Raw genomic sequence first — 23,035 nt, 5'->3', positions numbered from 1 at the left:
CGGGTACTGCGGTGATCAGCCTGTCCATCGTCGTCTCCCAACGAATATTAGCCACTGCTGATAGTGCGGGCCCATTGAATGCGCCGTCGCCGGCGATGTAAACTCACTAGCGAGTATACATTCGAGCGCTCCCAGCCCCGTGCCCCGATCGTCCGACCAGACCAGACCAGCGATACTGCAGGCGGCCTACAAGCTGTTTCGCCGCCGCGGGTTCTTCCGCGTCGGCATGGACGAGATCGCGGTCGCCGCCGGCGTCACCAAGAAGACGCTCTACTACCATTTCGACAGCAAGGACGCGCTGCTGACGGCGGTGCTCGCCTCGCAGCACGAGCGCGCCTTCGCCGAGTTCCAGACCTACGGCATCGACCTGTCGGGCGGCGCCGAGCAGCTGATCGACAAGCTGTTCAAGGGACTGGCCACATGGTCGGCCAAGCCGCGCTGGGCGGGATCGGGTTTCACTCGCCTCGCGATCGAGCTCGCCGACCTTAACGGCCATCCCGCGCGCTCTATGGCGCGCGAGCACAAGGCGCTGATGGAACGGCAGCTGGCGAGCCTGCTTGCCGAGGCGAAGGTGCCGTCGCCCGGCGAGCGGGCGCGAGAGCTGTTCCTGCTGGTCGAGGGCGCCATGGTGATGATCCTCGTACACGGCGACCGCGACTACTGCACGGCGGCAGCGGAGGCCGCGAAGCGGCTGGTGATGGGAGAGCCGGCAGGTTCCTTGGCGATCGGCGAAATCGATGGAGCGAGCAATCTCCCCCCTTGAGGGGGAGATGGTCGGCAGACCAGAGGAGGGTGCCTCGGGCCGGTTTCTCAGAGCGCAACGCCCACCACCCTAGCCGGCGATAATCTTCCCCGGATTCATCACATTAGCCGGATCGATCATCTCCTTGATCGCCCTGGCCAGCGCCTGCTTGACCGGGTCGACGTGGCGCTCATAGGCGTCGCGCTTGTCGAGGCCGACGCCGTGCTCGGCCGAGAACGAGCCGCCGCTTGCCTGCAAGCCTTCATAGAGCACGTCCTCGATCGCCTCGTGCAGCGCGTGCGGGACCGGCCCGTCTGTGTTGATCGAGATGTGCAGATTGCCGTCGGCGAGATGGCCGAACACATAGGGCGCGTAAGTCGCGTCGATTGCTTTCAACCCGGCCTCGATGCGCGCCACATAGGCATCGAGCCCGCCCGCCGGCACCGACACGTCGAAGGAAGGCGGCAGATGGTGCATGCGCTCGATCATCTCGGTCTCCTCGCGCAGCCGCCAGATCGCCTCGGCCTGTGCGACCGAGCTGGCGACGAGCCCGTCGACGATGCCGGCTTCCTCCCAGATCGCCGCCAGCCCATCCTCCAGCGCTTCTCGCGCGGCCTCGACGCTGTCGGCGCCGAGCTCGAGCACCAGCAGACAAGGGGCATCGAGCGGCAACTGGCCGGGCGCGAAGCCGAGCATGCGGTTCATGGCAGCGGCGAAACGCTGCCACAGGATCTCGGCGGCGTTGAGCCGCGTCTGGGTACGCTCGAGGAAATGCCGCACGATGCGCTGCGCGCTGGCCGCGTCCGGCACGCCGACCAGCGCCGTGGCGCTGGCGCCCGCCACCGGATCGAGCCGCAAGGCGACGCGGGTGACGATGCCGAGGGTGCCTTCGGCGCCGATGAACAGGTGCTTAAGATCGTAACCGGCGCTGGTCTTCAGCACCCGCGTCAGGTCGGAAAATATGCTGCCGTCGGGCAGCACTGCTTCGAGGCCGAGCACGCGATGGCGCATCGTGCCGTTGCGAAAGGCCATGATGCCGCCGGCATTGGTGGAAACCATGCCGCCAATGGTGCAGGAGCCGCGCGCCGCAAGGTCGATGCCGGGATCGAGCGCATGCGCGGCCGCCGCCTGCTGCAGCACCGAGAGCGGCGTGCCGGCTCCGACGATGGCGACACGCGCGAACGGATCGATCTCTTCCACCCTGTTCAGGCCGCCGAGGTCGCAGATGATCTGGCCTTCCACAGTCGCAGCGGCCCCCGTCAGGCCGGTGCGACCGCCCTGGGCGACGAGGCTGAGGCCGCGCGCCGCGCAGAATTTGACCAGCGCCGCGACGCCTGTGGTGTCGACCGGCCGCACCAGCGCGGTGGCGCCGAAATTGCGGGCATCGAAGCCAGGATCGCGGGAGGCGAGCTCGGTGGAGTCCCAGATGGTGGCGTTGGGGCAGGCGGCGCGGAGGAAAGGCAGGAGGGAGGACATGCAGGCTCCAGGGGTTTGGGCGCTCTGACGGCAAATGACCTCACACTCACAACCGCGCTGGGCTGTGATGCGCTGGCCGCTCACACTTGACCGGTGGCTTAGCCAAGTAGAATGCCGACGACAATCATCATCTGAGGCCGAGGCTAGCCCAAATGCCCTTTGAGATGGCGTGTCACAGGCGCTTCGACATAGCTGAAGATGAATACGGCGACGATGGTGACAAGCAGGGGTGTGGCCACCAGGACGAGGACATGAACGATGCGCGAGGTCGGGTCGAGCGACACGATCTTCTCGGACGCACCATTGACGAACTGGTGGCATAGATAGATGGCAAAGGTGCATCTGGCGACGAAATTGACCGCCGCCGACCGCACGACATGGCCCGACCTCTCCAGGATCACCGTACCGAACAGCAGCAGCGCTGCCGGCAGGCCAAGCCCGACGAGCCGGGGCAGGTCCGCCCAGAACATCGGCCTCAGCACCACCGCCGCCATGCCGATGCCGAGCGCCAGTAGCGCCCATCCGACGGCGCGATCCTGCGCCGGCCAGCGCTGCTCGCCTCCAAGCGCCTTGTAGATGAGGACGCCGAAGGCGAAGTCGATCAGGATCGGATCGGTGTAGGCCGCCAGCGCCGGGTTCTGCGGCCGAAATATCCTGCCGAGCAGCACGAGCAGGACGACGAAGGCCGAGGCCAGGTAAGCGGCATTGCGACGGCTCACCGCAAGGCAGGCGGCCATGATCAGGCTGAACTGGACGATGATCACCAGCGTCCAGGTCGGATGCAGGATCGGATAAGGTCCATAGGGGATAAACAGCATCGACATCACCAGCTCGCGCACGGTCGGCGTGCCGTAGCCCGTCACCCAGTCCTTGGCGAAGAAGGCCGCCAGCGTAAACAGCCAGTAGAGCGGCAGGATGCGAATGGCCCGGTCGCGCAGATAGGCCGGCGCCGTCCTGCCCGGCCGGCTGAGCACATGTGCCGAAAGGAACCCCGACACGACAAGGAACAGGTCGGTTCCGAAGCGCAGCATATCGACGATCGTCGACCCGGCGCCGATGGCGATGAAGACAGGCTCGAGATGGACGTAGACGATGCCATAGGCGGCTGTGAGCCTGAGGATCTGGATATTGTTCCAGAACAGCTTTTCCCGCGACGCCGAAATCTGCCTGGTGGTGAGCTCGTATTCCTCGCCGATCCGTGACGAGACCCCCGCCACTCGATTGCTCGCCGTCCCCGTCAGCGGCGAGCCGGGCAGCCGGCCCCGGTCACCATGGAGGGCCGGATAGGCCCGCAGAAGAAGCATGAAGAGCATGCTTGCGGCCAGCGCCGCCAGCCCCAGGGTGACGAATGCGAACACAGCCCTCATCGGGTCAGTCCAGGTCACGTGCTTTATGCAGCGGCACGTGTTGCTCCGCCGGGTTGCCACACCGTGGCCGGACTCTAGGCGTGTCACGCCGGGAAAAGAACAGGCGCATAGGTATACACCCATATGCGCCGCGCTACCGCTTTCGGATGCTGGATCATCCGGGCATCAACCGATGATTGCGTAGATTCCTGGGATCGTTCGGCCGCGCCGGGCGTTTGAGCAAAAGCTGAAATGGAGAGACCGACAATGGGTGACGATCGGCTGGAGAAGATCAGGCAGCGTGCCTATGAAATCTGGGAACGCGAGGGCCGTTTGTTCGGCAATCACGACCGGCACTGGAGCCAGGCCGAGGCGGAAATCGACCGCGAGGCGGCCTTGCCGCTGACGGCCGATGACGCCCTGCCGGAAACCCGCAAGATCGCCAGCACCGACATACTGACGGTCGAGGAACTGGCCATGCGCACCGGCATAACCGGCGACGAGGCGCAAGAACTGATCGACAGGCTGGGCAGCGACCGCGCCGCGATCGAGGCCGCCGCCCGCAGCCTCAAGGCGAGACGGCGGCTTTAAAGCAATTCCAGGAAAAGTGCGTGGCGGTTTTTCGTCCGGAATTGCGCTTGGCGAAAGCAATTCCAGGAAAATGCGCGGCGGTTTTCCGTCCTGCAACTCAGGAAAAATGAGCGACGGCCTTCCGCCCGCAACTACGCACGAACAAATAGCTTCGGCTTGCTGAGGAAACCGGGAACAGGGTGGGGTCGCTGTGCGTTGATCTCAGCAGGGAGATCAAAAATGTCTATGCCGAAAACGTCTGTGCACAAGGAAGACTACCGGACAAATCGGGCCGACTACCTGATCGCCAAGGCGCCGATCCCCAAAGCGGAGCCGAAACCGAAGAAGAGGTCGTCCCGGCTTGGTGAGCAGCGCTCGGCCCGGCTCTCGGAGAGCCCTTTGGAGACGGTGGCGAGACCGCAACCGCGCCGCTAGCCGCCTTTCGCGGGTGGCCGGCGGGGCCGCCTTGGCCCGTGCTGACCACGTCCTCTGTTCTGTCGGAACTCTTGGTGCCTTCGCAGGTTCATCCTTCATAACCCCGAAGGAGACCACGCCATGGATCACACCAACCACGTAAGGCTCACCAATGCCGAGCTGACCCCGGCCATCCTCGAAGGCGCGACCATCTACGGCCCTGACGACGAGAAGATCGGCTCCGTCGACCACATGCATGGCAGCCAGGTCGTCATCGACGTCGGCGGCTTCCTTGGCATCGGCGCCAAACCCGTCGCGGTTCCCGCCATGCAGCTCGATTTCATGCGCGACGAAGACGGCGACGTCCACGCCGTCACCTTCTGGACGAAGGACCAGCTCGAGGACATGCCCGAGCACCAGGACTGAAAGAGGGGCCCGGCACGGCCGGGCCTTCCTCTTCGGGAGAAACACGATGATCCGAAAACTCAAATCCGGAAAGTACCGGCTCTATTCGCGCAAGAAGGACGAAAAGACCGGCCGCCGCCGTAACCTCGGCACCTTCGACAGCCGCGAGGCGGCCGAGAAGCACGAGCGCGAGGTGCAGTATTTCAAGCGGCATTGAGCGGGCAAGACCAGGAATTGGCAGGCATGCCGTCAACCTCGATACGCAAGACGGATTACGATCCGGAACGCCGCATCCTCTCGGTATGGTTCGTGGCAAGCGGCAAGCACTATGAGTTTCAGGGTGTTCCGCCGGAGACGTTCGCGGCATTCCGGTCCGCCTTCGCCAAGGGCCGGTATTTCAACGACCACATCCGCAATCGCTTCAGCCACCGTCTCGTGCCCGGCGGCAACGCCGATCCCGAATGACCGTGGCTCCGGCTTCAGTCCGGTTTGTCGTTACGCGCCACCGGGAGGACGGGGCGGTTCGTATCCCGTCACCAGCTTCACCTGGTCCAGATCGACCGTCACGACCGGCCGCAGGTTCACCGTCACCTTGCCGGCCTGCTCATCGATGCGCGTGACTTCCCCTATCAGCTCGATGTTCTGGCCGTTCCTGGCCGTGCGGTCGGCTATCGAATGCGGATGCCCATAGGTCGGAATGCTGACGCTTACCCGTTCCTCGTCGATCCGCCGCAGAACGGTGGCATGGATGGCAACCTCATCGCCGACACCAACGCCTCTCGCGGGTCCGCGCCTGATCATCGGTCAATGTCCAGCCGCTCATGTTCGGTCCGCTGATGCCAGATCACCTGGCGCAGGTCGCGCATGTCGACCGGCTGGCCGCATCTGGGGTAGAGATAGAAATGACAGGCCGGATATCCGCCCGGAGGATTTCCGCGCCGGGTGCCGGCGTTGGGCGGCCCGAGATCGGAAAGTTTCGTCATCCGCGCAGCTTCCTGGCCTCCCGCGCCAGCCTTTTCCGGTCATTGCCGTGCTCGCGTATCAGCGCGCGGACCTCATCCGGCGTGATGCGGTTCTGCTTGGCGAAATATCTGACCTCGTACTCCTCGTCGGCTGAGACGCGACCCTGGTCGCGGAAGCCGCGGTTGCTTTTGTCGTCGGCCATTGGTTTCTCCCGAGATATCGTTGCTGCGCTCTGGCTAATATAAGCCGGCACCCCGGACTCCGGTTCCATGCGCGGGCCGGTGGTGGCCGGCCAGGCACCCCTTGAGCGGCGGAGCCGTGATCTCCCGCAACAGAACTGGCGACGGCGCGCGACGCACTCTGCAAGCCATCGGCGACAACATAATGGGCATCACCTTGCGGGCCGGGCTTCAGCCCTGTTTGTCGTAGCCGGCGGTAACCTCGCCCTTGTGTGCGGCGAAGGCTTCAAGCACCTCGGTCTTCTCGGCCTTCGGAACCTTGAAGTGATCGAGCGTCCGCCCGAGTTCGGCCGCGACCTCATCGAACTCCGCCGGCGAGATCCGCAGGTCGCGATGGGCTTCCTCGAGGCCGAGCGGCGTCGTGCCGGGCTTGGTGGCCACGAACTTGAGCGGGCCGCCGGAAACGTCGCAGACCCACAGCGTGCGCATGAATTTGAGGCCGGGCAGCCGTTCGAGGTTCTTGGTGTGCCATTTCCGCAGCTGCGCATTCTTGGATTTCTGGCCGACGATCGGGTTCTTCACGATGGCGTCGCTGAAGTGATCCACCACCGCCGCGATGGCGAACACGCCGCCCAGCCGCTCGTACAGGCTTTTCTCAGGCTTGGCCTGCTCCTGCGCGAGCGCGTTGTTGGTGACCACTACAGTCGTCGATGCGGCGGCGACCGCCAGCGCGACGACGCTTCGTCTTGTGAGAGAGGTCGAAACAGCCGTTTTCATCTCTGGTTCCTTCGCGTTGGGCCAGAGCAAGCCGCGGCCTGGTCTGGCGGCGTCAATGATTTGATTTTCGGATATGTCCACTTTGCCTTACCCGGCATGGTCCGCGGCATTAACGAGCGCCGCGCCCGACTAGTTCCGTTTGAGCCGGCTGGGCGAAGGACCGGCAGCGCGAAGGCGAGGCGCATGTTTGCAAGCGGCATTTGACCATGCCGGCGCGGTTGGGGCTCGAAACGGTCCCGGCCTACCAACCGCACCGCTGGCTTCGCAGCTCCGATTGCGCGGCGATTCCCCGCATCGTGACGTTGTATCCGGCAGTCTCACCCGGTCGGCGCGATGGCATCAGGCCGCCCTGGGTTCATGCGCCCTGTCGACCCGGCGGCGGATCACGCGAAGTCTGCCTTTCTCGTTCACCCCAAGCTATCCCAAGGCTTTATGGGTGCCGGTGGGCGCGGGGTTGGAAAAACGATGACGCAACGTGCGCTGATCACATGCGTTCTATTGGGAGGACCGTGCCCGATCTGACGGGCCGGCCTCATGCGCTGAAAGATCGGAGGCATCGGGATGTCCAAGTTCAAAGAAGCTCTTGAGCGCGGAAAGGAAGCCCGGAATCAGAAGAGGAGAGGCGCCGACAATGCGAGGGCTGCGGAGCGAAATGTGCCTGTGGCGGACTTTGAGGCGCAAGCGAGGGCCTGGCTGGATGACGTCGTGGTTGCATCGTTGCAAGCGGCCAATGCCGAGGTCGCTGGCGAGGTGGCTTTCGACATAGACACCGCATCCGATCGCTTGGTCAAAGCATCGACACCGTCGATGCGGTTCGAGATCTACAGGAAGCGGCAATCGGAAAATGCGGTCAGAAGGATGTTCACAGTCAGTGTCGAGGTGAGCGGAGCGGTGTCCGTGTCGGCCCCCGGGATGGTAGCGAAAGACGTCGGAAACATAGGCGACAAGTCTGACGCAAAGTTCCGCAACCTGGTCGCGGAATTGATCGAGGAGGCGGCAAAGGGCACCTAGCCAGCCCTTCGCGCCTGCCCTAGATACCCGCGCCATGCCCCAACGCTACGGCATAGAAGAGACACCTGAAGGCACGTGGGACATCGTCGACGTCTTCACCGGTTTGCCGGTCGTCGAGGACGGCGTCCCCCTGATCGACATGCCCATCGAAGAGGCCGACGATCTGGTGGGCCTCCTCAACCGACGCGACAGGGAGCAGCGGGGCATGAACGGCATCTGATCCCGCCGCGAAAAGCGGCAGCCTGCCTGATACCGGATTGAGACAGCGCTGAAACACGTCGCCGACAGCGGCGGCATTCCTGCGAAACGCCCCGGAGGGAAAGTCATCGCTTACCAATCCCAGGAGTACGCCGATGACACCCGACCAGATACGCCTTGTCCAGGACAGCTTTCGCGAGGTCGTTCCGATCCGCGTGGCCGCAGCCGCCTTGTTCTATGAACGCCTGTTCGCCATCGACGGCGATCTCCGGGCGCTGTTTCCGGAGCGCGACATGACCAAGCAGGGCGCCAAGGTGATGGCGGCGCTGGGTTTCGTCGTGCACGGGCTGGACCGCGCCGAGACCATCCTGCCCACCGTGCGCGATCTCGCCAGGCGCCACGTCGGTTACGGCGTCGAGGAACATCACTACCCGATCGTCGGCCAGGCCCTGATCGAGACGCTCGCTGCCGGTCTCGGCGACGCCTTCACGCCACCGGTGCGCGAGGCCTGGGAGGCGGCTTATGGCTTGCTGGCGAGCGTGATGATCGAGGCAGCGAGGGAGGTGCAGATCGCGGCGTGAGGGGAGGAGCGGCGGCGGCTTCATAAATCCGTTGCGACGGTCTCGTACGTGAAGGGGGCGGCCTTGTGTTGAGGCCGCCGCCCCTGGAAAAGGATGGAAACAATGTCCAAGCTCCCCGCCAAGACCGAAACCATCGAAAACGTCGAATCCCCTGCCTTCGACCCGTCCAAGGCTGTCGAGCAAGTCCGCGCTGTCGCCGAACAGAGCGTCGAGCAGTCGAAGGAAGTATTTTCCAAATTGAGTTCAGAAGCCGAAACGACTCAAGAGGCCGTTGAGTCGACCCTCGAGATGGCCAAGACCACCGGCAACGAGGTCTCCCTGCAGGTGATTGCCGCTCTGCGCACCAATGCAGAGGCCTCCTTCGCGCACCTCGAAGCACTGGTGGCCGTGAAGTCGCCGTCCGAGTTCCTCGAACTGCAGACCGCTTTCCTGCAAAAGCAGATCGAAAAGTCCGCCGAGCAGGCCAAGGCGCTCCAGGCATTGATGCTGAAGGCTACCGAGGACGTATCCAAGCCGATCAAGGATGCCTTGGAGAAGGCCCTGAAGGAAGGCAAGGCGGCCTGATTGCTCGAGGCAACCCGAGCCGGCGCCTCGCGCCGGCTCGGCGCCTGGTAGCCGCCGGCCATTCGTAGTGGCCTAATTCGTCCAGATCGAGCATGCAACCTTTTGGCCGGTGGCGGGGTCGCGGACGGTTTTCGCGGCGATGCGGTGTAGGCCAACACGGTTGGATTTGACTTCCTTGCTGGCGAGGTAGGTCGGATCGCCGACTTCCCAATGATAGCGTGTGTTTGTCGGAGCGCGCTGCCAGGTGAATTTCGAGGCGTAAGCCACCTGACCCGGAACGGTGTGGTCGAAGCGGCAGTCGATGGTCGCCGGCATCAGCCCCTTCGCTGCCATCGCATTGATGACCGCGTCGGCATTGGCCGCGGTCAACCATGCGTCTATGCCGCTGGTCTGGAATGTGTCACTTCCGCTCGTCCGGTACGTCATGCATCCTGCAAGGGATGCCAGCAACAGCGCGCCAATTGTTGCGCTTGCTCTGCCTGCCCACTTGCTGCCTTCCCGGCTGCTGCCTGCCTGATTGATGCGCATGCCCCGTCTCCTTCCGAAAAGGTGGAAATCAGCCGGGTCAGACTGTGCCCGGTGCGGCATACCTGCGTATATTAGGAACTTCACATGCTGCAGCCGTTCATCGGGCCGCGTCAAAGATGCTGAAAGCTGCCAGGACGTGTCCAAGCCGAGCCTGGCTGCTCGCCCTCGCGCGGCGCCCAGCAAATGTGCCGGATTTTGCGGCCGTCGATCTTATTATTTTGAGCAGGCGCCGCCACGCGGACGCCCGTGTGGCCGCCCCGCCACAAAAGGTTAGCCAAGCCATCTCTTAACGGTCCTTACCCCCAAAATTAACCATTCGTTAACCATTCGGCCCCTAGCGTTTACCTATCAGTAAGGAATCGCTTCCCGTGACCTTCGCAGCCCCCGTCGAGACCAAATCCATCCGTTTTCGCGCCCGTTCTTTCGTCGCTTTCACGCTCACCCCCGAAGCGCCCCTGGATGTCTGGCTGGAGAGCCTGGACCGCTGGATCGGCAACTCGCCGGGCTATTTTGCCGGGCGGCCGGTGGTGCTCGATCTCAACACCTTGAAGCCCGATGTCGCGGCGATCGATTCGCTGGTCGGCGTGCTCGGCCAGCGCGGCATCCGCGTCTATGCCATCGAGATGGATGGCGGCGCCGAGCTTGGCTCGCACCTGCCGCCGAAGCTGATCGGCGCCAAGGAGGCGACCAGCGACGGGTTGCTCTTGCATCCCGGCCGCAAGAAGGCGGAAGAGGGCAAGGGTGACGAGCAAAAGCCGGAGGACGGCAAGGCGCCGGCGAAGCCCGCGCTGCCCGGCGGCGACACGTTGATGGTGCGCACGCCGATCCGCTCCGGCCAGTCGATCTTCCATGCGCATGGCGATGTCATCGTTCTTGGCTCGGTCGCGTCCGGCTCCGAGATCGTCGCCGCCGGCTCCATCCATGTCTACGGCACGCTGCGCGGCCGCGCTTCCGCCGGCGCTCTAGGCAACACTTCGGCGCGCGTCTTCTGCCGCAGGAACGAGGCCGAGCTGATCTCGGTCGACGGCTGGTACACCACCGCCGAGGAAATGGAAAAGGTTTCGCGCGGCAAGGCGGTGCAGGCCTTCCTCGAGAACGACGTGCTGTGTGTGGTGCCGCTCGGCTGACCCCGGCCGATCTGGGGCGGCGCAATCGTAAGCCTGGGACCGGTTTCGCGTGCGATGGTCCTGCAACACCGTGCCTGGCACGGCCGAAACAACAATCGCCAAACGGAGGCATTTCATGGGCAAGGTAGTGGTGGTCACCTCAGGCAAGGGAGGCGTCGGCAAGACGACGTCGACGGCGGCGCTGGGCGCCGCGGTCGCCAAGACCGGCAAGAAGGTGGCGCTGGTCGATTTCGACGTGGGCCTGAGAAACCTCGACCTGATCATGGGCGCCGAGCGGCGCGTCGTGTTCGACCTCGTCAACGTCATCCAGGGCACGGCGAAGCTCTCGCAGGCGCTGATCCGCGACAAGCGGGTCGAGACGCTGTTCCTGCTGCCGGCCTCGCAGACGCGCGACAAGGATGCGCTGACCGAGGAGGGCGTCGGCGAGGTGATCGAGCGGCTGCGCTCGGTGTTCGACTATGTCTTCTGCGACAGCCCGGCCGGCATCGAGCGCGGCGCCCAGCTCGCCATGCGCTTCGCCGACGAGGCGGTCATCGTCACCAACCCGGAAGTCAGCTCGGTGCGCGATTCCGACCGCATCATCGGCCTGCTCGACGCCCGCACCATGAAGGCCGAGCAGGGCGAGGCGATCGCCAAGCACGTGCTGGTGACGCGCTATGACGCGGCGCGCGCTGCGCGCGGCGAGATGCTGTCGATCAACGACGTGCTGGAGATCCTGTCGACGCCGCTGCTCGGCATCATCCCCGAAAGCCAGGATGTGCTGAGGGCCTCGAACCTCGGCTCGCCGGTGACATTGGCCGATCCGGCCAACGTCGCCGCCAAGGCCTATATCGACGCCGCAAGGCGACTGGAAGGCGAAGACCTGCCGGTGGTCGTGCCCTTCGAGCGCAAGGGCCTGCTCAACCGTCTGCTCGGAAGGAGGGCGGCATGAACATTCTCGACCTCTTCAAGCGGCGCACCAGCGCGCCGGTGGCGCGCGAGCGGCTGCAGCTGCTGCTCGCCTACGAGCGCCAGAGCCGCGGCCAGCCCGATCTGGTCTCCATTCTGCGCGAGGAGATCATGGCGGTGATCGCCAAGCATGTGCAGATCGATCAGGATTACCTCCAGGTCTCGATGGAGCGCGGCAAGACCATGTCGACGCTGGAAATCGATATCCAGATCCCCAACAAGAGCGCCACGCCGCTGGCGCTAGCGGGGTAGGGCAGGTGCTTTACCTCGCCCCCGCCAGAGGCGGGGGAGAGGTGGCCGCGCAGCGGCCGGAGAGGGGGCCTGCGACGCCGGCGGGTTCCCTCTGATCGATTTCAAGGCCGGCGCATCTCCCCTCTCCGTCTCGGCTTCGCCGAGCCACCTCTCCCCCACCTTCGTGGGGGCGAGGAACCAGAGCTCCCCAGCGGTTCCTGCGATCCTTCGCACCCCCCTCTGGTCGGCCGGCCCCTGCGCCCTAGATCGAAGCTTTTCGAGCAACTCACTCCTCAAACTTCGAGCAACTCACTCCTCAAACGATGAATTGGCGACAGGCAGGCATGACAGCCGGATTCCCCCTCGAGGGCGATGTCCGGCAGGCCACGGGCGGGCGCTGTCGCGCCGTTCTTGCCGTGCGCGCTAGTCCTATCGGGGGACTTCCCTAGCGGAAGCGAGGGATGTAGAAGCCCATATTAGCTAATCGTTAATTATCCGAAGTGCGTTTGAGTTGGAGGTGTTCGGTCATGAACTTCAAGAAACTTATCAAGCGTGCCGATGAGGTGGACAGAGCTTTCGAGGAGCTCCAGACGGATTTGGCGGAAGCATTCGATGCGTGCCTCGACGAAGAATCGTCGGAGGAGGTCAGTGCCGCGGGGCCGGATTCCGTGCCGGAAGAGGACGCTCCAGGGCCGGAGGCCGAAGTGCAAGCGGGCGAGAATCCACAGCGCCTGACCCCGCACACGCAGACCAGGCTTGCCGCGCTTGGCGCCCTTGATGGGCTGTTCCGCGATGCGCAGGGGCACCTGGAGGAAATCAGCGGCAAGCTCTCGGAGATCGCCACCTCGCAGCATTTGACGCGCGAGTTCCTCGGCATTCTGCATGGCGACATCCTGCGCGCCAACGAGATGGAACTTACCAATGCCGGGCTTTCCGGCGAGCAGCGGGCGCTGTCGGAGCAACTGGTCGAGGCGGCGCGCAAGCAGCGCGAGCGCGACGGCGCGTTCGAGGCGCTGCAGCAGCGCGAGGCGAGCCTGGTGCAGGAGCGCGAGGCGCTGCGTGCCGCGCTCGCCGCGGCGAGGCTCGAGCTCGTCGAGGCGGCCAATGCCGGCGCCAGGCGCGAGGCCGAGTTCGGCGACATCGCCAAGCAGCTTTCGGCGAAAGCCGTCGAGGCCAACCGAAGCGCCAGCGAGAGCAAGATGCTGCGCGAAAAGCAGGTCAGCCTGGCGGTCGACCTCGACCAGTCGCAGAAGCGCGAAGCCGAGGCGCGCCACAAGATGGACGAGGTCGCGGCCATGCACGCCACCGACATGGCGCGGATCACCGATCTGGCCGCCGCGCTCGGCAGGAGCGAGAAGGAGGAGGCGCGGCTGCAGAAGGCGCTGGAGAGCGCCCAGGCGAGGCTCCAGGAATCGGCAGAGGCGACCAGCCTCACCGAGGCCGATCGCGAGGCCGAGCTTGCGCGTGGCCAGGCCGAGATGCGCGGCCTGCGTTCCGAGATCCAGGACCTGCAGGCGCGGCTGGAGCGTGCCGCGAACGAGAACGGCGAGGCGGCAAGCGAGATCGCCAGGCTCAAGGCGCAGGCCAGCGACGCGCTCGCCGAAAAGCAGATCGCCGACGAGAAGCTGGCCGTGCTGAGGAGCGAGAGCGAAAGCGACAAAATGAACCTCTCGGCCGTCAACGCCAATCTCTCGCAGCTGTCGCTGCAGCAGGCCTCCGAGCAGATCGAGCTCGATATCCAGAAGCAGGAATGCGAGGACCTGCGCGCCGAGGTCGCGACGCTCAATGCCCGCATCAAGGAGCTCTTACCCTTTGAGCGCCTGCATCGGGTGACCGCCGCCAGGACACGCGAGGACAATGTCGTCGAGATCGCCGGCGTGGTCGCCGACCCCGCGCACCCCACCCACCGCCGCCGCGCGCGCCGCCGGCTGCACGCCTCTTAGGATTGGCGAAAACCGCAGAGCTGCCGATCTCCCCGCGGGGGAGAGATTGGCAGTTTCAGCGTCGCCCTCACTCCGGCTGGTAAAGCTCGTCCATGCTGAGCGCGGCCAGCGTGGCGAACGGCGCCTGCTTCTTCACCCTGCCATGGTCGAGGATCACCACGTCGTCGCAGAACGAGATCGTTGAGTGATGGTGGCTGATGACCAGCGTCGTGCGCCGTCCGGCGCGCGATTTCAGCGTTTCGACGATCGCCGCTTCCGAAAGCCCGTCGACCGCGTTGGTGGCCTCGTCGAGGATTAGTATGTCGGGGTCGCGCACCAGCGCGCGCGCCAGCGCGATGCGCTGCCGCTGCCCGGCCGACAGGTTGACGCCGCGATAGCCGGCGACGGTGGCGTAGCCCTGCGGCAGGCGCTCGATGAACTCATGCGCCTCGGCGAGCCGCGCGGCGCGCTCGGCGTCTTCGACTGACGCGGTGTCATGGCCATAGGTGATGTTGTCGAGGATCGTGCCGTCGACTAGCTCCAGCTCCTGGCTGGCCAGAGCGATGTGGCGCCGCCAGTCGGACGGATCGATCTCGCCAAGCGGCGTGCCGTCGATGAGGATTTCGCCGCCGTCCGGCTCGACGAAGCGGCACAGAAGATTGACGATCGTCGTCTTGCCGGCGCCGGAGCGGCCGATCAGCGCCGTCGAACGGCCCGCCCGGATGTCGAAGGTAGCGGCATGCAGCACCGCCGCGCGCTGCTCCTCGCTGGCATAGGTGAAACTGACGCCCTCGAAAGCGATGCGTTCCTTAAGCCCCGGAAACGGCAGGCTGCCCTGCGGCGGCGCCGGCTTGCCGGTGGGGTCGAGCAGCCAGGTCACCTCTTCCAGCGATCCGGAGAGCCCCTGCAGCTGGCTCCAAGACATCTGCAGCGCCCGCATATGCGGCTGCAGCCGGTAGAGCAGGATGAGGAAGGCGGCGGTCAGCGGGAAGCTGACATCGGCCAGCCACGCGCCGATCACCGTCGCCAGGAACAGCATGGCATGCAGAACCTCGGTCAGCGGCGGCAGCGCGCCCTGGCGGGTCGAAAGCACGAAGGCGGCATGGCGCACCCCGTCGGAGGCCCTGTCGAACGCCGCCTTCTCGCGCGCCTCCTGGCCGAAGATGCGGATGAGGCGCCCGGCATGCACCAGATGCAGCATCCGCGAGGCGAGCGCGCTGTTGCGCGAGGCAACGCTGCGGCTCGGCGCCTTGAGATGGGCTGACAGCATCGCATGCGCCACCTGGACAAGGGCCAGCCCCAGCGTCACCAGCAGCGTCATCTTCCAGGACAGAAGCAGCAGGAAGGCGAGAAGGATGATCGCCGCCGAGGCGCTGACGATCGAGCCGAGCAGCGCCTGGATGGCGTCGGAGGCGCGCCAGGATTCATTGGAGATGATGTTGAGCAGTCGGCCCGGGCTCTCGCGCAGGAAGAAGGGATAGCCGACCCGCAAGAGCTGTTCCGACAGCGCGCTGCGGATGGAAAAACTCGCCTTGCCGTAGATGTGGGCGGTCAGCACCGTATTGGCGAAGCCGAGCAGGTTCTTGAGCAGGATCGAGCCGAGGATCGCCGCCGAGATGGCGATCAGCCGCTCGCGCTCGCCGAGACCGGCGCCGACCTTTTGCAGCAAGGCGGAGAGACCGCCCATGCCGGAAGCGTCGCCATGACCCATGATGATGCCGAGCAGCGGGATGATCAGGCCGATGCCGAGGCCCTCCAGCGCGGCGCCGGCAAGCCCGAGCAGCACCACGATCGGCAGCAGGCGCCGCAGCCCGCCGCCGAGCGCGCGCCGCAGGATCGAGAGCGCCGGTGGCAGCGGCCGGATCATCGCGCCCTGGCCTCGGCTTCGCCGGGCTCGGCGCGCCGCAGCGGTTCGGGGGCCGGCCGCCTGGTGATGACAAGCAGCGCGAATTTCGCCGCCCCCGCCAGGTTCATGGCGACGACGGGCCAGTGCGACAGCCTGAGCTCGGGATCGAACCTTGGGCCGCCGACAAGCTCGCGCAGCGCCGCGCGCACCGCCCAGTAGAAATGCCTGAGCAGCCAGGGCGCGCGGCGGATATGCTTCAGGCAGAGCGCGCCATTGCCGAAATGATAGTCGCGGTGCAGCCGGTCGATCGCCTTGCGGTCGCGCCGGCCGTGATGGTGGAAGATCGTCATGTCAGGCACATATTCGACCGGCATGCCGAGCAGCATTGCCCGCACCAGATAGTCGGTGTCCTCGGCCGAGCGCAGCGCGCCGCCGGCGCCGAAGCGCTCGTCGAAGGGGCCGATGCGGGCGGCGACGTCGCGGTGCATGGTCATGTTGCAGCCGAGCACGAAGCCGCCCGGATGGACGGCCGGCGTCAGCCGCTGGCGCTGCTCGCAGCGCTTGATGGTGAAGGGCAGGTCGCGTGCGTCGCCGAGCTCGACACGGCCGCCGCGGATCAGCCATTTCTCGCCGCTCGCATAATGCCGCTGCAGGTCGCGCAGATAGGTCCGCTCGAGCTTGCAGTCGTCGTCGACGAACACCAGCACGCGGCCGCGCGCCCGCGCCAGTCCGGCATTGCGCGCCGCCGCCAGCCCGGGCCGTGGCTCGGAGAGGGCGGTGATGGGCACCTGCGATTTCTCGGCGATCGAGGCCAGGCGTTCCGGCGTGCCGTCGCGCGAGCCATTGTCGACCACCACCAGCTCGGCCGGAAAGGCCGGATAAGCCAGGCAGGCCGCCTGGATCGAGGCGATGCAGGCCTCCAGCACGTCGACGCGGTCGCGCGTGCAGACGACGAAGGAAACCTCCGGCCGATGGCGGGCAGGGGCGGGCGGGGGCAGTCGTTCGTTCATGCCGCGCCCCCCGCAGGGTGGTCATGGTTGCCGATCGTAAAGAGGGCGCCGACGGCGAAGCCGCCGATCTCCCCCCTTGCGGGGGAGATGGCCGGCAGGCCAGAGGGGGGTGGGAAGGAACGCTGGTCTTCGACGTTGGCTTTTTCCAACCGAAGATCAGGCTTGCGCCGCGAAAGCCCATGGCTGACACGCCGGCGGGACAGCACCCCCCTCTGCCCTGCCGGGCAACTCCCCCGCAAGGGGGGAGATTGGCCGTCACACCGGCTTTCGCCAATCGCCAGCGCCGGAGAGATTGGCGGTTTTAGTGACGCGCTCATGCCCCCACCCGATACGGTTTGAGCACTTCGGCTTCCGGCCTGGTCTTGAGATAGTAGGCCAGCCAGTCGGCCTTCTTGCCGGCGGTGATCGAGGCGAGGCTGAGCCAGGGAGCCCAGTGCCCGGGGCTGAGCGCGTATTTCTCGCGGCGGCGGATGGCGTCCCACTTCGCCGTCCGCGTCAAGAGTTCATGCGTCAGCGGCGGCTTATTCTCGTCGCCGACGAGCTGGTAGAGGAAATAGAACAGGTTGAGCGCGCCGGCGGCGAAGCTTGGCCGCGTCTCGTCCGGTAGCGTGGCGATCCGTTGCTCCAGCGCGACGATGAACCGGGCCGCGCCGGCGACCGTGTCGAACGAGACATCCTCGCCGATGTCGCGAAGGTCCCGCGTCGCTTCTGCCAGGCCTTCGCGTTCGAGGTTTTCGGCCACGATCCTGAGATGCGTGCGGCGCATCTCCTTGGCATGCCGGCTGGTCACGCTGCCCGGATGGATGCGGTAGACGAGTAGGTTCTCCGGCATCATCGCCGCCGGATAGCGGGCGGCCAGCCGTCGGAAGAGGTCGAAATCCTCGGCGTGCCGGTAGCCGGGGTCGTAGTACAGGCTGTCTTCGCCGATGACCTCGCGGTTGTAGACCACGGTCGGATGCATGAAGATGGTGAAGAACTGCGACAGGATCGGGATGCGGCCGATCTTGAACACCGGATCGAGCTCGCCGCTCTTGATGCGGCCGTGCTGAAGCATGTCTATGCCGGCGCCGCAGAAGCCGAGCTCCGGCCGGTCGGCGAACAGCGCCACCTGGCGCGACAGGCGCCACGGATAGGCGATGTCGTCGGCGTCCATGCGCGCCACCAACTCGCCCTGGGCGAGCTTCAGCCCCTCGTTGAGGGTGGCGACGAGGCCGCGGTTTTCGCGCGAGATCAGGGTGACACGGCTGTCGGCCTTGCGGTGGCGCTCCAGGATTTCCAGCGAATTGTCGCTCGAGCCGTCGTCGATCGCGATCACTTCGAGGCGCACATAGTCCTGCCGCAGGATGGAGCCGATCGCGGCAGCGAGATAGGGCCCGGCATTGTACACCGGCAAAAGCACGGAAACGAGCGGCGCGGCGGTCATTGTCTTGCATCCGTTCGCTGCAGCGACGGCACGGGGCCGCCCGCCGGCCGTCCGGACCACGCCGCGCTGCGTCCGCGCGCGACGTAGGGAAAATGCCGCTTGAGGCCATTGAGCGGCTTTTCGAAAACCATCCAGGAGATCGAAGCCGCGACGATGGTGGCGGTGCCGGCGACCAGGAACCGCCCCGGCCCCTGTTCGGAGACGTTGAGCGGAATCCAGGGCTGCGCCTTGACGGCGTAGGCCAGCAGGATCGGGTGGTAGAGATAGACGCCGTAGCTGATGCGGCCAAGCGAGAGCAGTGGCGGCAGTTCGGCGAACCGGCCTATGGCGCCGCCGACGCCGCGCGAGAAGGCGCCGACGATGGCCATCAGCGGCACCAGCGGCAGCACTTGCAGCAGCAGCCAATGCGCCCATTCCAGCATCGGGTTCGCCGGTGCCGGGATGAACCACTGGATAACCAGGAACAGGCCCGCGAATCCCGGCCAGCCGAGCCGCATCCAGCGCGGCACGTCGGCGCCCCTGGCGCGCCGCGCCGCAAGCAGCGCGCCGCAGGCCAGCGCGTCCATCGAGGCCGGCGGCAGCAGGTCGCGCGCCAGCGCCGGCACGGCGGTCACCGGCCAGTAGAAGCGGTAGGCGAGCGACAGCACGATGACGCCGCCGATGATCGCCTCGACGCGGCGGCGCGGCGCCAGCAGCACGATCAGCGGCCAGGCGACGTAGAATTGCTCCTCGATGCTGAGACTCCAGAAATGGCAGAGCAGCCAGGGCGTCCACTCGTTGCGCAGCGCGTACCAGAAATTGGAGAGATAGAGCGCATGCCAGGCGAGCGATCCGCTGGCCTGTTCGAGGTCGGTTAGCCAGACGAGGCCGAGCACGGCGAAATAGGGCGGGAAGATTCTAAGCATGCGGCGGATGTAGAAGGCCCGCAGCGCCGGCCCGGCCTCGAACGCGGCGTCATTGCGCGCTTCGAGCAGCAGCCGCGTGATCAGGAAGCCGGAGAGAACGAAGAACAGCCGGACGCCGAGATGGCCGAGGAAGGACGTCCCGCCGGGCGCCAGGAAATGCGCATAGAGCACCATCGTCACGGCGACGGCGCGCAGCGCATCGAGCTGTATGTCGCGCGCGTTCGCCATCAGCGGCTTCCGCCGATGTCATCCGCTAAGGCTGGATAGAAATCAATGCCGGTCAGCAGAAGGCCCAACTGCTCAGCTCCTCCACGGCACATTCGCAACTGCTAACGAATGTAGCACGGAATGCTGCGCCGCAACACAAAATGTTTACCGCGTTGAAATAAAACTGTGATCTCGGACCCGACAAAAGGCACAGATTCGCCCATTTTTCGCCTTCTTTGCCAATTGCGACGCCAGTGCGTCGGGAGTCGTGCAGAAATCCGACGCTTGTTCTGTTTTGTCTATAAGTATTCATCAGGTTGAGTTCTGGGTAAGTTGCGCGCAACTTGTGCGAGTGCTTGTTTGATATTTGATCATAATTTCCGGATGGTTGCCTTGGCGAATGAGTCAAGGGCAGTGCGACGTTGTGCAACGCAGCAAGATATGGTGCGAACCGAAGGTACGAGCGTGCCGCCGAGCGAGCTATAACAAATGTTGTCGCGCGGACCGGAGGCGAGGCGGCCGCTGCCGTTTGCCTCTTTCAGCACGGCCTTCGCAATGAGACAGAATTGGCGGCGCGGTCATTGATCCGCCCGGCGGTCCCGGTCGAGCATGAGCGCGACTATCGAGCCGGCGCAGACGGAGATCAGGATTGAGACCCAGGTGATGCCGCGAGATGGCTGCTCGGGTTCAGCGACGGCAACGGCCTTTTCAGCGGCCACGGCCTGCGCTACGACCGGGCCCAGGTCCGGTCTCGTCCCGCGGCGGATCGAATAGGCGCGCGTCAGCTCGGCGCCGAACAGGAAGATCTGCGAGGAATAATAGACCCACAGCAGCGTGACGATGAGGCCGCCGGCGGCGCCGTAGGATGAGGCGATCGTGCTGGCGCCCAGGTACCATCCGATCGCCGATTTGCCGACCGTGAACAGCGCCGCCGTCACCAGTGCGCCCAGGCCGACATCGCGCCACGCCAGTGACCTGTCCGGCAAGACCTTGTAGATCGCCGCAAACAGCACCGCCGTCAAAATGAACGACAGGACCGTGTTGAGCACGCTGGCTATCGTCTCGCCAAATGGAAGATACGCGTTCAGCATCGCCGCCAACGCCGAGATCGCCGCGCTGGCGATCAGGGAGACCAGCAAAAGAAAGCCCAACGCGCCAACCAGCCCGAGGCTCGCGGCGCGCGCCCTTACCATCCTCGACAGGGACGTGTCGGTCGGCGGGACTTTCCATATGGTGTTAAGCGCAAGCTGCATTTCGCCGAAAACCCCGGATGCGGTGGCGATCAGCGTCACCAATCCAGCCAGTGCGGCCCATGTTCCGCTTGTCTGGTTCGACGCCGACTCCAGTGTGGCGCGGAAAAGCTCCGCGCTCTGTGAGCCCATCAGCCCGGAGATTTGCGCCGACAGCGCGAGTTCCGCCGCCTGGTGCCCGATCGCGATCCCTGAGATTGCCACCACGATCAGCAGGATCGGCGCCAGCGAGGTCGCGGCATAGAAGGCGAGCGCGGCTCCCCGGCTCAAGGCATTGTCGTTGACGAAGCCGGTCGCGCTCTCTTTCAGCAAAGCCCAGATCATCGACATGAACGCCCTGGCACGCCGGCAAAGCAGCCGGCCTGATCCTCAATCTGCCGTCTGCCATTTTGTTCCCGAGGCAACCGAACTGCCTTTGCGGGATTGAAGGCAACAATGGGAGACACAATCATGGAGCGGCCGCTCTATTTTCTTGCCGAGTTCTTTTCGAAGCCGCCGGGCTTCTATGTCATGCTCGCCGCCGCCCTTTCATGCGCCCTTGTGGCGAGTTCGACGGTCGGGACCTACATCCTCTCCATTTCGGCCATTGCCTTGACCGGGGTCGTGCTGATCCAGAACTACCGTGACACCTCGGCCATGCAGGCCAAGCTCAACGAGATAATCGTGGCGCTGGATGCCGCGAGAAACGACGTCGTCGGCCTCGAGCACGGTTCGCCGGAAGAGATCTCCGCCAAGCTTGAAGCCATCGAGCAACGGGCAGCCGGCGCCGCCAAGAGCAGATCGGGCGCGGCCTAGCAGCGCTGGCGGGGATTGGCATACTGCCCCATCAACCATGCGTCCGTGCCTCACGACAGGCAGGCCTTTTGACCCTATCTCCGGCACATCGCTCAAGAGGCAGGGGAGAACCGTGACGTCGGCGCCAATCACCAAAACGCGAGCCGAAGCCGGCGCCTTGCCCGTCCTCGGGCTGCTGGCGGCCATGCTGTCGGTTCAGGTGGGCGCTGCCTTCGCCAAGGGCCTGTTTCCGGTCGTCGGCGCCCAGGGCACCACGACGCTGAGGCTCGTCGCCGGCGCGCTGATGCTGGCGATGGTGCTCAGGCCCTGGCGCGTAAGGCCCTCGCGCGCGGTGCTGCCCTGGCTCGTCGCCTATGGCGTCACGCTCAGCTTCATGAACCTTCTCTTCTATGCCGCGCTCACCAGGATCCCCCTCGGTATCTGCGTGGCGCTCGAATTCACCGGCCCGCTGCTGGTCGCGACGCTGACGTCGCACCGAGCAAGGGATCTGGCCTGGGTGGCGCTGGCGCTGGCCGGCGTCGTGCTTCTGTCACCCTTCGCCGATGTGCGCCAGGCGCTCGATCCGATAGGCGTGCTGCTGGCACTTGCCTCCGGCGGGTGCTGGGCGCTTTACATCGTCTTCGCGCAGAAGGCCGGCGCCGAGCTCGGCGGCCGCACCACGGCCTGGGGCATGGCGATCGCCGCCGCCCTGTCGCTGCCCTTCGGCCTAACCGACATCGTACCCAAGATCGCCGAGCCGCATGTGCTGGCGCTGGCCGTCATCGTCGGTCTGCTCTCTTGCGCGCTGCCGTTCTGGCTGGAGATGATGGCGCTGACCAGGATACCGGCCAGGGTCTATGGCATGATGGCGTGCCTGGAGCCGGCGCTGGGCGCGCTGATCGGCTTCCTTTTCCTGCACGAACGGCTGACGGCACTGCAATGCGCGGGCATAGCGGCTGTAATCCTCGCCGCTTTCGGCACGGCGATCACGGCAAGGCCGCCGGTGCCGTCGCCAGCCTAGATATCGGCTTGTTGCTGGCTTTGTCAGCCGGCCCCGTTGATGATCACGGAACCGCCATTGACCGCGGTGACCTGCGAGAGCTTGTCCTTCTTGACGAGCTCGGGCTTTGCGTAGGTTTTCTTGCTCATCCCACACTCCAAAAACTGTCGAGCGAGTTTGCCAGACCAATCGAGCCTGTCAACTTCCGGCTCGCCTTGCCCGGCTGGCCAAGTCAGCCTTGCGCCTAGGCTGCTTCAGCAGTTGCAATTAAGCAATTGTTTTTATGTATACTTTTGCCGTCAAGGTTGCGGGTGTTCAAGGCTCGGGCCGCGGATATGCCTCTGGCCGAAATGCTCGGCATGCAGCCTTGCTTCTATGGCTTTCGGGCGGTCACGCCGTCGGCGGCTAGCTGTCCGGCGATTTCGGCCAGGTCGGTGTCGCCCGGCTTTATTCGTTGCCGGATGCCCGGTGGTCGCTAGCGCCGGCAACGGTCGATGGTTGCCGAACGAGTGCCCTGACTCGTCGATCGCCGGGCCCGGGTTGGTGCGGCGTTGCGGCTTGCGGGAGCCTTCGCAGGACTACATCCCGAGGTTGAACTAGGACTTTGGTCTGACGTCGTTTGTGCAAAAGTCCGAATC

Annotated in this window: 29 protein-coding genes; 16 read left to right on the top strand and 13 right to left on the bottom strand. The window is 65.2% G+C overall.

What is annotated here, in order from left to right; all coding sequences use genetic code 11:
- Nucleotides 1-139 precede the first annotated feature (139 nt).
- Nucleotides 140-763 (top strand): TetR/AcrR family transcriptional regulator, encoded by a 624-nt coding sequence (locus EN780_RS04825; protein ID WP_189556386.1) that lies wholly within the window; start codon nucleotides 140-142, stop codon nucleotides 761-763.
- Between the two features lie 69 nt (nucleotides 764-832).
- Here the strand turns inward: EN780_RS04825 and EN780_RS04820 are convergent, their stop codons facing one another.
- Nucleotides 833-2,218, bottom strand: a complete 1,386-nt coding sequence (locus EN780_RS04820) for an FAD-binding oxidoreductase (protein WP_189556384.1) — start codon at nucleotides 2,216-2,218, stop codon at nucleotides 833-835.
- A gap of 143 nt (nucleotides 2,219-2,361) precedes the next feature.
- Nucleotides 2,362-3,585 (bottom strand): acyltransferase, encoded by a 1,224-nt coding sequence (locus tag EN780_RS04815; protein WP_189556382.1) that lies wholly within the window; start codon nucleotides 3,583-3,585, stop codon nucleotides 2,362-2,364.
- Between the two features lie 246 nt (nucleotides 3,586-3,831).
- On the opposite strand from EN780_RS04815, the gene EN780_RS04810 reads away from it, so the two are divergent.
- The 5 genes from EN780_RS04810 to EN780_RS04790 all read left to right on the top strand — a co-directional run bounded on the left by EN780_RS04810 (nucleotide 3,832) and on the right by EN780_RS04790 (nucleotide 5,418).
- On the top strand, nucleotides 3,832-4,155 hold the full coding sequence (locus EN780_RS04810) for a DUF2934 domain-containing protein (RefSeq protein ID WP_127283925.1): 324 nt from the start codon (nucleotides 3,832-3,834) through the stop codon (nucleotides 4,153-4,155).
- 219 nt (nucleotides 4,156-4,374) lie between these two features.
- Nucleotides 4,375-4,569, top strand: a complete 195-nt coding sequence (locus EN780_RS04805) for a hypothetical protein (RefSeq protein WP_127310587.1) — start codon at nucleotides 4,375-4,377, stop codon at nucleotides 4,567-4,569.
- Between the two features lie 120 nt (nucleotides 4,570-4,689).
- A complete protein-coding gene (locus tag EN780_RS04800; protein ID WP_127283927.1) occupies nucleotides 4,690-4,974 on the top strand; it encodes a PRC-barrel domain containing protein in 285 nt (94 codons plus the stop codon).
- Between the two features lie 46 nt (nucleotides 4,975-5,020).
- Nucleotides 5,021-5,170 carry a hypothetical protein gene (locus EN780_RS04795; RefSeq protein ID WP_127283928.1) on the top strand — a complete coding sequence of 50 codons (150 nt, stop codon included), beginning with the start codon at nucleotides 5,021-5,023 and terminating at the stop codon, nucleotides 5,168-5,170.
- A gap of 26 nt (nucleotides 5,171-5,196) precedes the next feature.
- Entirely contained in the window at nucleotides 5,197-5,418 is a 222-nt protein-coding gene (locus EN780_RS04790) for a KTSC domain-containing protein (RefSeq protein WP_127283929.1), read from the top strand.
- A 30-nt stretch (nucleotides 5,419-5,448) separates the two neighbouring features.
- Here EN780_RS04790 and EN780_RS04785 read toward each other — a convergent pair whose 3' ends face one another.
- From EN780_RS04785 to EN780_RS04770, 4 genes are all read right to left on the bottom strand, one after another.
- Nucleotides 5,449-5,754, bottom strand: a complete 306-nt coding sequence (locus EN780_RS04785) for a hypothetical protein (RefSeq protein ID WP_128272383.1) — start codon at nucleotides 5,752-5,754, stop codon at nucleotides 5,449-5,451.
- Nucleotides 5,751-5,936: a hypothetical protein gene (locus EN780_RS04780; RefSeq protein WP_128272381.1), complete on the bottom strand. Its 186-nt coding sequence runs from the start codon at nucleotides 5,934-5,936 to the stop codon at nucleotides 5,751-5,753. Before EN780_RS04780 ends, EN780_RS04785 begins: the two co-directional genes overlap by 4 nt.
- Nucleotides 5,933-6,118, bottom strand: coding sequence for a DUF3606 domain-containing protein (locus EN780_RS04775; protein WP_127310584.1), 186 nt, complete (start codon nucleotides 6,116-6,118; stop codon nucleotides 5,933-5,935). The genes EN780_RS04780 and EN780_RS04775 overlap by 4 nt, the downstream gene beginning before the upstream one ends.
- Nucleotides 6,119-6,326: 208 nt before the next feature.
- Entirely contained in the window at nucleotides 6,327-6,872 is a 546-nt protein-coding gene (locus EN780_RS04770) for a group 1 truncated hemoglobin (protein WP_127310583.1), read from the bottom strand.
- A 561-nt stretch (nucleotides 6,873-7,433) separates the two neighbouring features.
- On the opposite strand from EN780_RS04770, the gene EN780_RS04765 reads away from it, so the two are divergent.
- The 4 genes from EN780_RS04765 to EN780_RS04750 all read left to right on the top strand — a co-directional run bounded on the left by EN780_RS04765 (nucleotide 7,434) and on the right by EN780_RS04750 (nucleotide 9,226).
- Nucleotides 7,434-7,883: a hypothetical protein gene (locus EN780_RS04765; RefSeq protein ID WP_127286483.1), complete on the top strand. Its 450-nt coding sequence runs from the start codon at nucleotides 7,434-7,436 to the stop codon at nucleotides 7,881-7,883.
- A gap of 34 nt (nucleotides 7,884-7,917) precedes the next feature.
- Nucleotides 7,918-8,103, top strand: coding sequence for a hypothetical protein (locus tag EN780_RS04760; RefSeq protein WP_127310582.1), 186 nt, complete (start codon nucleotides 7,918-7,920; stop codon nucleotides 8,101-8,103).
- Nucleotides 8,104-8,236: 133 nt separating this feature from the next.
- On the top strand, nucleotides 8,237-8,662 hold the full coding sequence (locus EN780_RS04755; protein WP_127286481.1) for a globin family protein: 426 nt from the start codon (nucleotides 8,237-8,239) through the stop codon (nucleotides 8,660-8,662).
- Between the two features lie 102 nt (nucleotides 8,663-8,764).
- On the top strand, nucleotides 8,765-9,226 hold the full coding sequence (locus tag EN780_RS04750) for a phasin (protein WP_128272379.1): 462 nt from the start codon (nucleotides 8,765-8,767) through the stop codon (nucleotides 9,224-9,226).
- Between the two features lie 72 nt (nucleotides 9,227-9,298).
- On the opposite strand, the gene EN780_RS04745 is transcribed toward EN780_RS04750, so the two are convergent.
- A complete protein-coding gene (locus EN780_RS04745; protein ID WP_128272378.1) occupies nucleotides 9,299-9,754 on the bottom strand; it encodes a hypothetical protein in 456 nt (151 codons plus the stop codon).
- Nucleotides 9,755-10,122: 368 nt separating this feature from the next.
- On the opposite strand from EN780_RS04745, the gene minC reads away from it, so the two are divergent.
- From minC to EN780_RS04725, 4 genes are all read left to right on the top strand, one after another.
- Nucleotides 10,123-10,881, top strand: a complete 759-nt coding sequence (minC, locus tag EN780_RS04740) for a septum site-determining protein MinC (protein ID WP_128272376.1) — start codon at nucleotides 10,123-10,125, stop codon at nucleotides 10,879-10,881.
- Between the two features lie 115 nt (nucleotides 10,882-10,996).
- The gene (minD, locus tag EN780_RS04735; RefSeq protein ID WP_127286477.1) at nucleotides 10,997-11,812 is read left to right on the top strand and encodes a septum site-determining protein MinD; all 816 of its coding nucleotides are present in this window, start codon (nucleotides 10,997-10,999) and stop codon (nucleotides 11,810-11,812) included.
- Nucleotides 11,809-12,081, top strand: a complete 273-nt coding sequence (gene minE, locus EN780_RS04730; protein WP_127286476.1) for a cell division topological specificity factor MinE — start codon at nucleotides 11,809-11,811, stop codon at nucleotides 12,079-12,081. The genes minD and minE overlap by 4 nt, the downstream gene beginning before the upstream one ends.
- A 506-nt stretch (nucleotides 12,082-12,587) precedes the next feature.
- Entirely contained in the window at nucleotides 12,588-14,003 is a 1,416-nt protein-coding gene (locus EN780_RS04725) for a hypothetical protein (RefSeq protein WP_127286994.1), read from the top strand.
- Nucleotides 14,004-14,070: 67 nt separating this feature from the next.
- Here the strand turns inward: EN780_RS04725 and EN780_RS04720 are convergent, their stop codons facing one another.
- From EN780_RS04720 to EN780_RS04700, 5 genes are all read right to left on the bottom strand, one after another.
- The gene (locus tag EN780_RS04720; protein WP_187331178.1) at nucleotides 14,071-15,849 is read right to left on the bottom strand and encodes an ABC transporter ATP-binding protein; all 1,779 of its coding nucleotides are present in this window, start codon (nucleotides 15,847-15,849) and stop codon (nucleotides 14,071-14,073) included.
- A complete protein-coding gene (locus EN780_RS04715) occupies nucleotides 15,846-16,838 on the bottom strand; it encodes a glycosyltransferase (protein WP_128272374.1) in 993 nt (330 codons plus the stop codon). The genes EN780_RS04720 and EN780_RS04715 overlap by 4 nt, the downstream gene beginning before the upstream one ends.
- Before the next feature lie 313 nt (nucleotides 16,839-17,151).
- Nucleotides 17,152-18,261 carry a glycosyltransferase gene (locus EN780_RS04710; RefSeq protein ID WP_127392605.1) on the bottom strand — a complete coding sequence of 370 codons (1,110 nt, stop codon included), beginning with the start codon at nucleotides 18,259-18,261 and terminating at the stop codon, nucleotides 17,152-17,154.
- Nucleotides 18,258-19,394 carry an acyltransferase gene (locus EN780_RS04705; protein ID WP_127392604.1) on the bottom strand — a complete coding sequence of 379 codons (1,137 nt, stop codon included), beginning with the start codon at nucleotides 19,392-19,394 and terminating at the stop codon, nucleotides 18,258-18,260. Before EN780_RS04705 ends, EN780_RS04710 begins: the two co-directional genes overlap by 4 nt.
- Nucleotides 19,395-19,951: 557 nt before the next feature.
- Nucleotides 19,952-20,947, bottom strand: coding sequence for a YihY/virulence factor BrkB family protein (locus tag EN780_RS04700; RefSeq protein ID WP_348630761.1), 996 nt, complete (start codon nucleotides 20,945-20,947; stop codon nucleotides 19,952-19,954).
- A 126-nt stretch (nucleotides 20,948-21,073) separates the two neighbouring features.
- On the opposite strand from EN780_RS04700, the gene EN780_RS04695 reads away from it, so the two are divergent.
- Nucleotides 21,074-21,418 carry a low affinity iron permease family protein gene (locus tag EN780_RS04695; RefSeq protein WP_127392607.1) on the top strand — a complete coding sequence of 115 codons (345 nt, stop codon included), beginning with the start codon at nucleotides 21,074-21,076 and terminating at the stop codon, nucleotides 21,416-21,418.
- 112 nt (nucleotides 21,419-21,530) lie between these two features.
- The gene (locus EN780_RS04690) at nucleotides 21,531-22,418 is read left to right on the top strand and encodes a DMT family transporter (protein ID WP_128272372.1); all 888 of its coding nucleotides are present in this window, start codon (nucleotides 21,531-21,533) and stop codon (nucleotides 22,416-22,418) included.
- Between the two features lie 23 nt (nucleotides 22,419-22,441).
- On the opposite strand, the gene EN780_RS04685 is transcribed toward EN780_RS04690, so the two are convergent.
- Nucleotides 22,442-22,546, bottom strand: a complete 105-nt coding sequence (locus EN780_RS04685) for a putative RiPP precursor (protein ID WP_127285199.1) — start codon at nucleotides 22,544-22,546, stop codon at nucleotides 22,442-22,444.
- Between the last annotated feature and the right edge of the window lie 489 nt (nucleotides 22,547-23,035).

The organism is Mesorhizobium sp. M4B.F.Ca.ET.089.01.1.1 (assembly GCF_004022605.1).
GTDB classification, from domain to species: Bacteria; Pseudomonadota; Alphaproteobacteria; order Rhizobiales; family Rhizobiaceae; genus Mesorhizobium; species Mesorhizobium abyssinicae.
This window is presented reverse-complemented; position numbering and strand designations above follow the sequence as displayed.

Excerpts from the sequence above, each read along its gene's own strand:
- EN780_RS04685 (WP_127285199.1), bottom strand. The coding sequence starts at position 22,546 with ATGAGCAAGAAAACCTACGCAAAGCCCGAGCTCGTCAAGAAGGACAAG.
- EN780_RS04725 (WP_127286994.1), top strand. The coding sequence starts at position 12,588 with ATGAACTTCAAGAAACTTATCAAGCGTGCCGATGAGGTGGACAGAGCT.
- EN780_RS04780 (WP_128272381.1), bottom strand. The coding sequence starts at position 5,936 with ATGACGAAACTTTCCGATCTCGGGCCGCCCAACGCCGGCACCCGGCGC.
- EN780_RS04800 (WP_127283927.1), top strand. The coding sequence starts at position 4,690 with ATGGATCACACCAACCACGTAAGGCTCACCAATGCCGAGCTGACCCCG.
- minD (WP_127286477.1), top strand. The coding sequence starts at position 10,997 with ATGGGCAAGGTAGTGGTGGTCACCTCAGGCAAGGGAGGCGTCGGCAAG.
- EN780_RS04770 (WP_127310583.1), bottom strand. The coding sequence starts at position 6,872 with ATGAAAACGGCTGTTTCGACCTCTCTCACAAGACGAAGCGTCGTCGCG.
- EN780_RS04765 (WP_127286483.1), top strand. The coding sequence starts at position 7,434 with ATGTCCAAGTTCAAAGAAGCTCTTGAGCGCGGAAAGGAAGCCCGGAAT.
- EN780_RS04795 (WP_127283928.1), top strand. The coding sequence starts at position 5,021 with ATGATCCGAAAACTCAAATCCGGAAAGTACCGGCTCTATTCGCGCAAG.
- EN780_RS04790 (WP_127283929.1), top strand. The coding sequence starts at position 5,197 with ATGCCGTCAACCTCGATACGCAAGACGGATTACGATCCGGAACGCCGC.
- EN780_RS04815 (WP_189556382.1), bottom strand. The coding sequence starts at position 3,585 with ATGAGGGCTGTGTTCGCATTCGTCACCCTGGGGCTGGCGGCGCTGGCC.
- EN780_RS04745 (WP_128272378.1), bottom strand. The coding sequence starts at position 9,754 with ATGCGCATCAATCAGGCAGGCAGCAGCCGGGAAGGCAGCAAGTGGGCA.
- minE (WP_127286476.1), top strand. The coding sequence starts at position 11,809 with ATGAACATTCTCGACCTCTTCAAGCGGCGCACCAGCGCGCCGGTGGCG.
- EN780_RS04760 (WP_127310582.1), top strand. The coding sequence starts at position 7,918 with ATGCCCCAACGCTACGGCATAGAAGAGACACCTGAAGGCACGTGGGAC.
- EN780_RS04810 (WP_127283925.1), top strand. The coding sequence starts at position 3,832 with ATGGGTGACGATCGGCTGGAGAAGATCAGGCAGCGTGCCTATGAAATC.
- EN780_RS04805 (WP_127310587.1), top strand. The coding sequence starts at position 4,375 with ATGTCTATGCCGAAAACGTCTGTGCACAAGGAAGACTACCGGACAAAT.
- EN780_RS04695 (WP_127392607.1), top strand. The coding sequence starts at position 21,074 with ATGGAGCGGCCGCTCTATTTTCTTGCCGAGTTCTTTTCGAAGCCGCCG.
- EN780_RS04705 (WP_127392604.1), bottom strand. The coding sequence starts at position 19,394 with ATGGCGAACGCGCGCGACATACAGCTCGATGCGCTGCGCGCCGTCGCC.
- EN780_RS04700 (WP_348630761.1), bottom strand. The coding sequence starts at position 20,947 with ATGATCTGGGCTTTGCTGAAAGAGAGCGCGACCGGCTTCGTCAACGAC.
- EN780_RS04750 (WP_128272379.1), top strand. The coding sequence starts at position 8,765 with ATGTCCAAGCTCCCCGCCAAGACCGAAACCATCGAAAACGTCGAATCC.
- EN780_RS04710 (WP_127392605.1), bottom strand. The coding sequence starts at position 18,261 with ATGACCGCCGCGCCGCTCGTTTCCGTGCTTTTGCCGGTGTACAATGCC.
- EN780_RS04715 (WP_128272374.1), bottom strand. The coding sequence starts at position 16,838 with ATGAACGAACGACTGCCCCCGCCCGCCCCTGCCCGCCATCGGCCGGAG.
- EN780_RS04755 (WP_127286481.1), top strand. The coding sequence starts at position 8,237 with ATGACACCCGACCAGATACGCCTTGTCCAGGACAGCTTTCGCGAGGTC.
- EN780_RS04820 (WP_189556384.1), bottom strand. The coding sequence starts at position 2,218 with ATGTCCTCCCTCCTGCCTTTCCTCCGCGCCGCCTGCCCCAACGCCACC.
- EN780_RS04785 (WP_128272383.1), bottom strand. The coding sequence starts at position 5,754 with ATGATCAGGCGCGGACCCGCGAGAGGCGTTGGTGTCGGCGATGAGGTT.
- EN780_RS04720 (WP_187331178.1), bottom strand. The coding sequence starts at position 15,849 with ATGATCCGGCCGCTGCCACCGGCGCTCTCGATCCTGCGGCGCGCGCTC.
- EN780_RS04775 (WP_127310584.1), bottom strand. The coding sequence starts at position 6,118 with ATGGCCGACGACAAAAGCAACCGCGGCTTCCGCGACCAGGGTCGCGTC.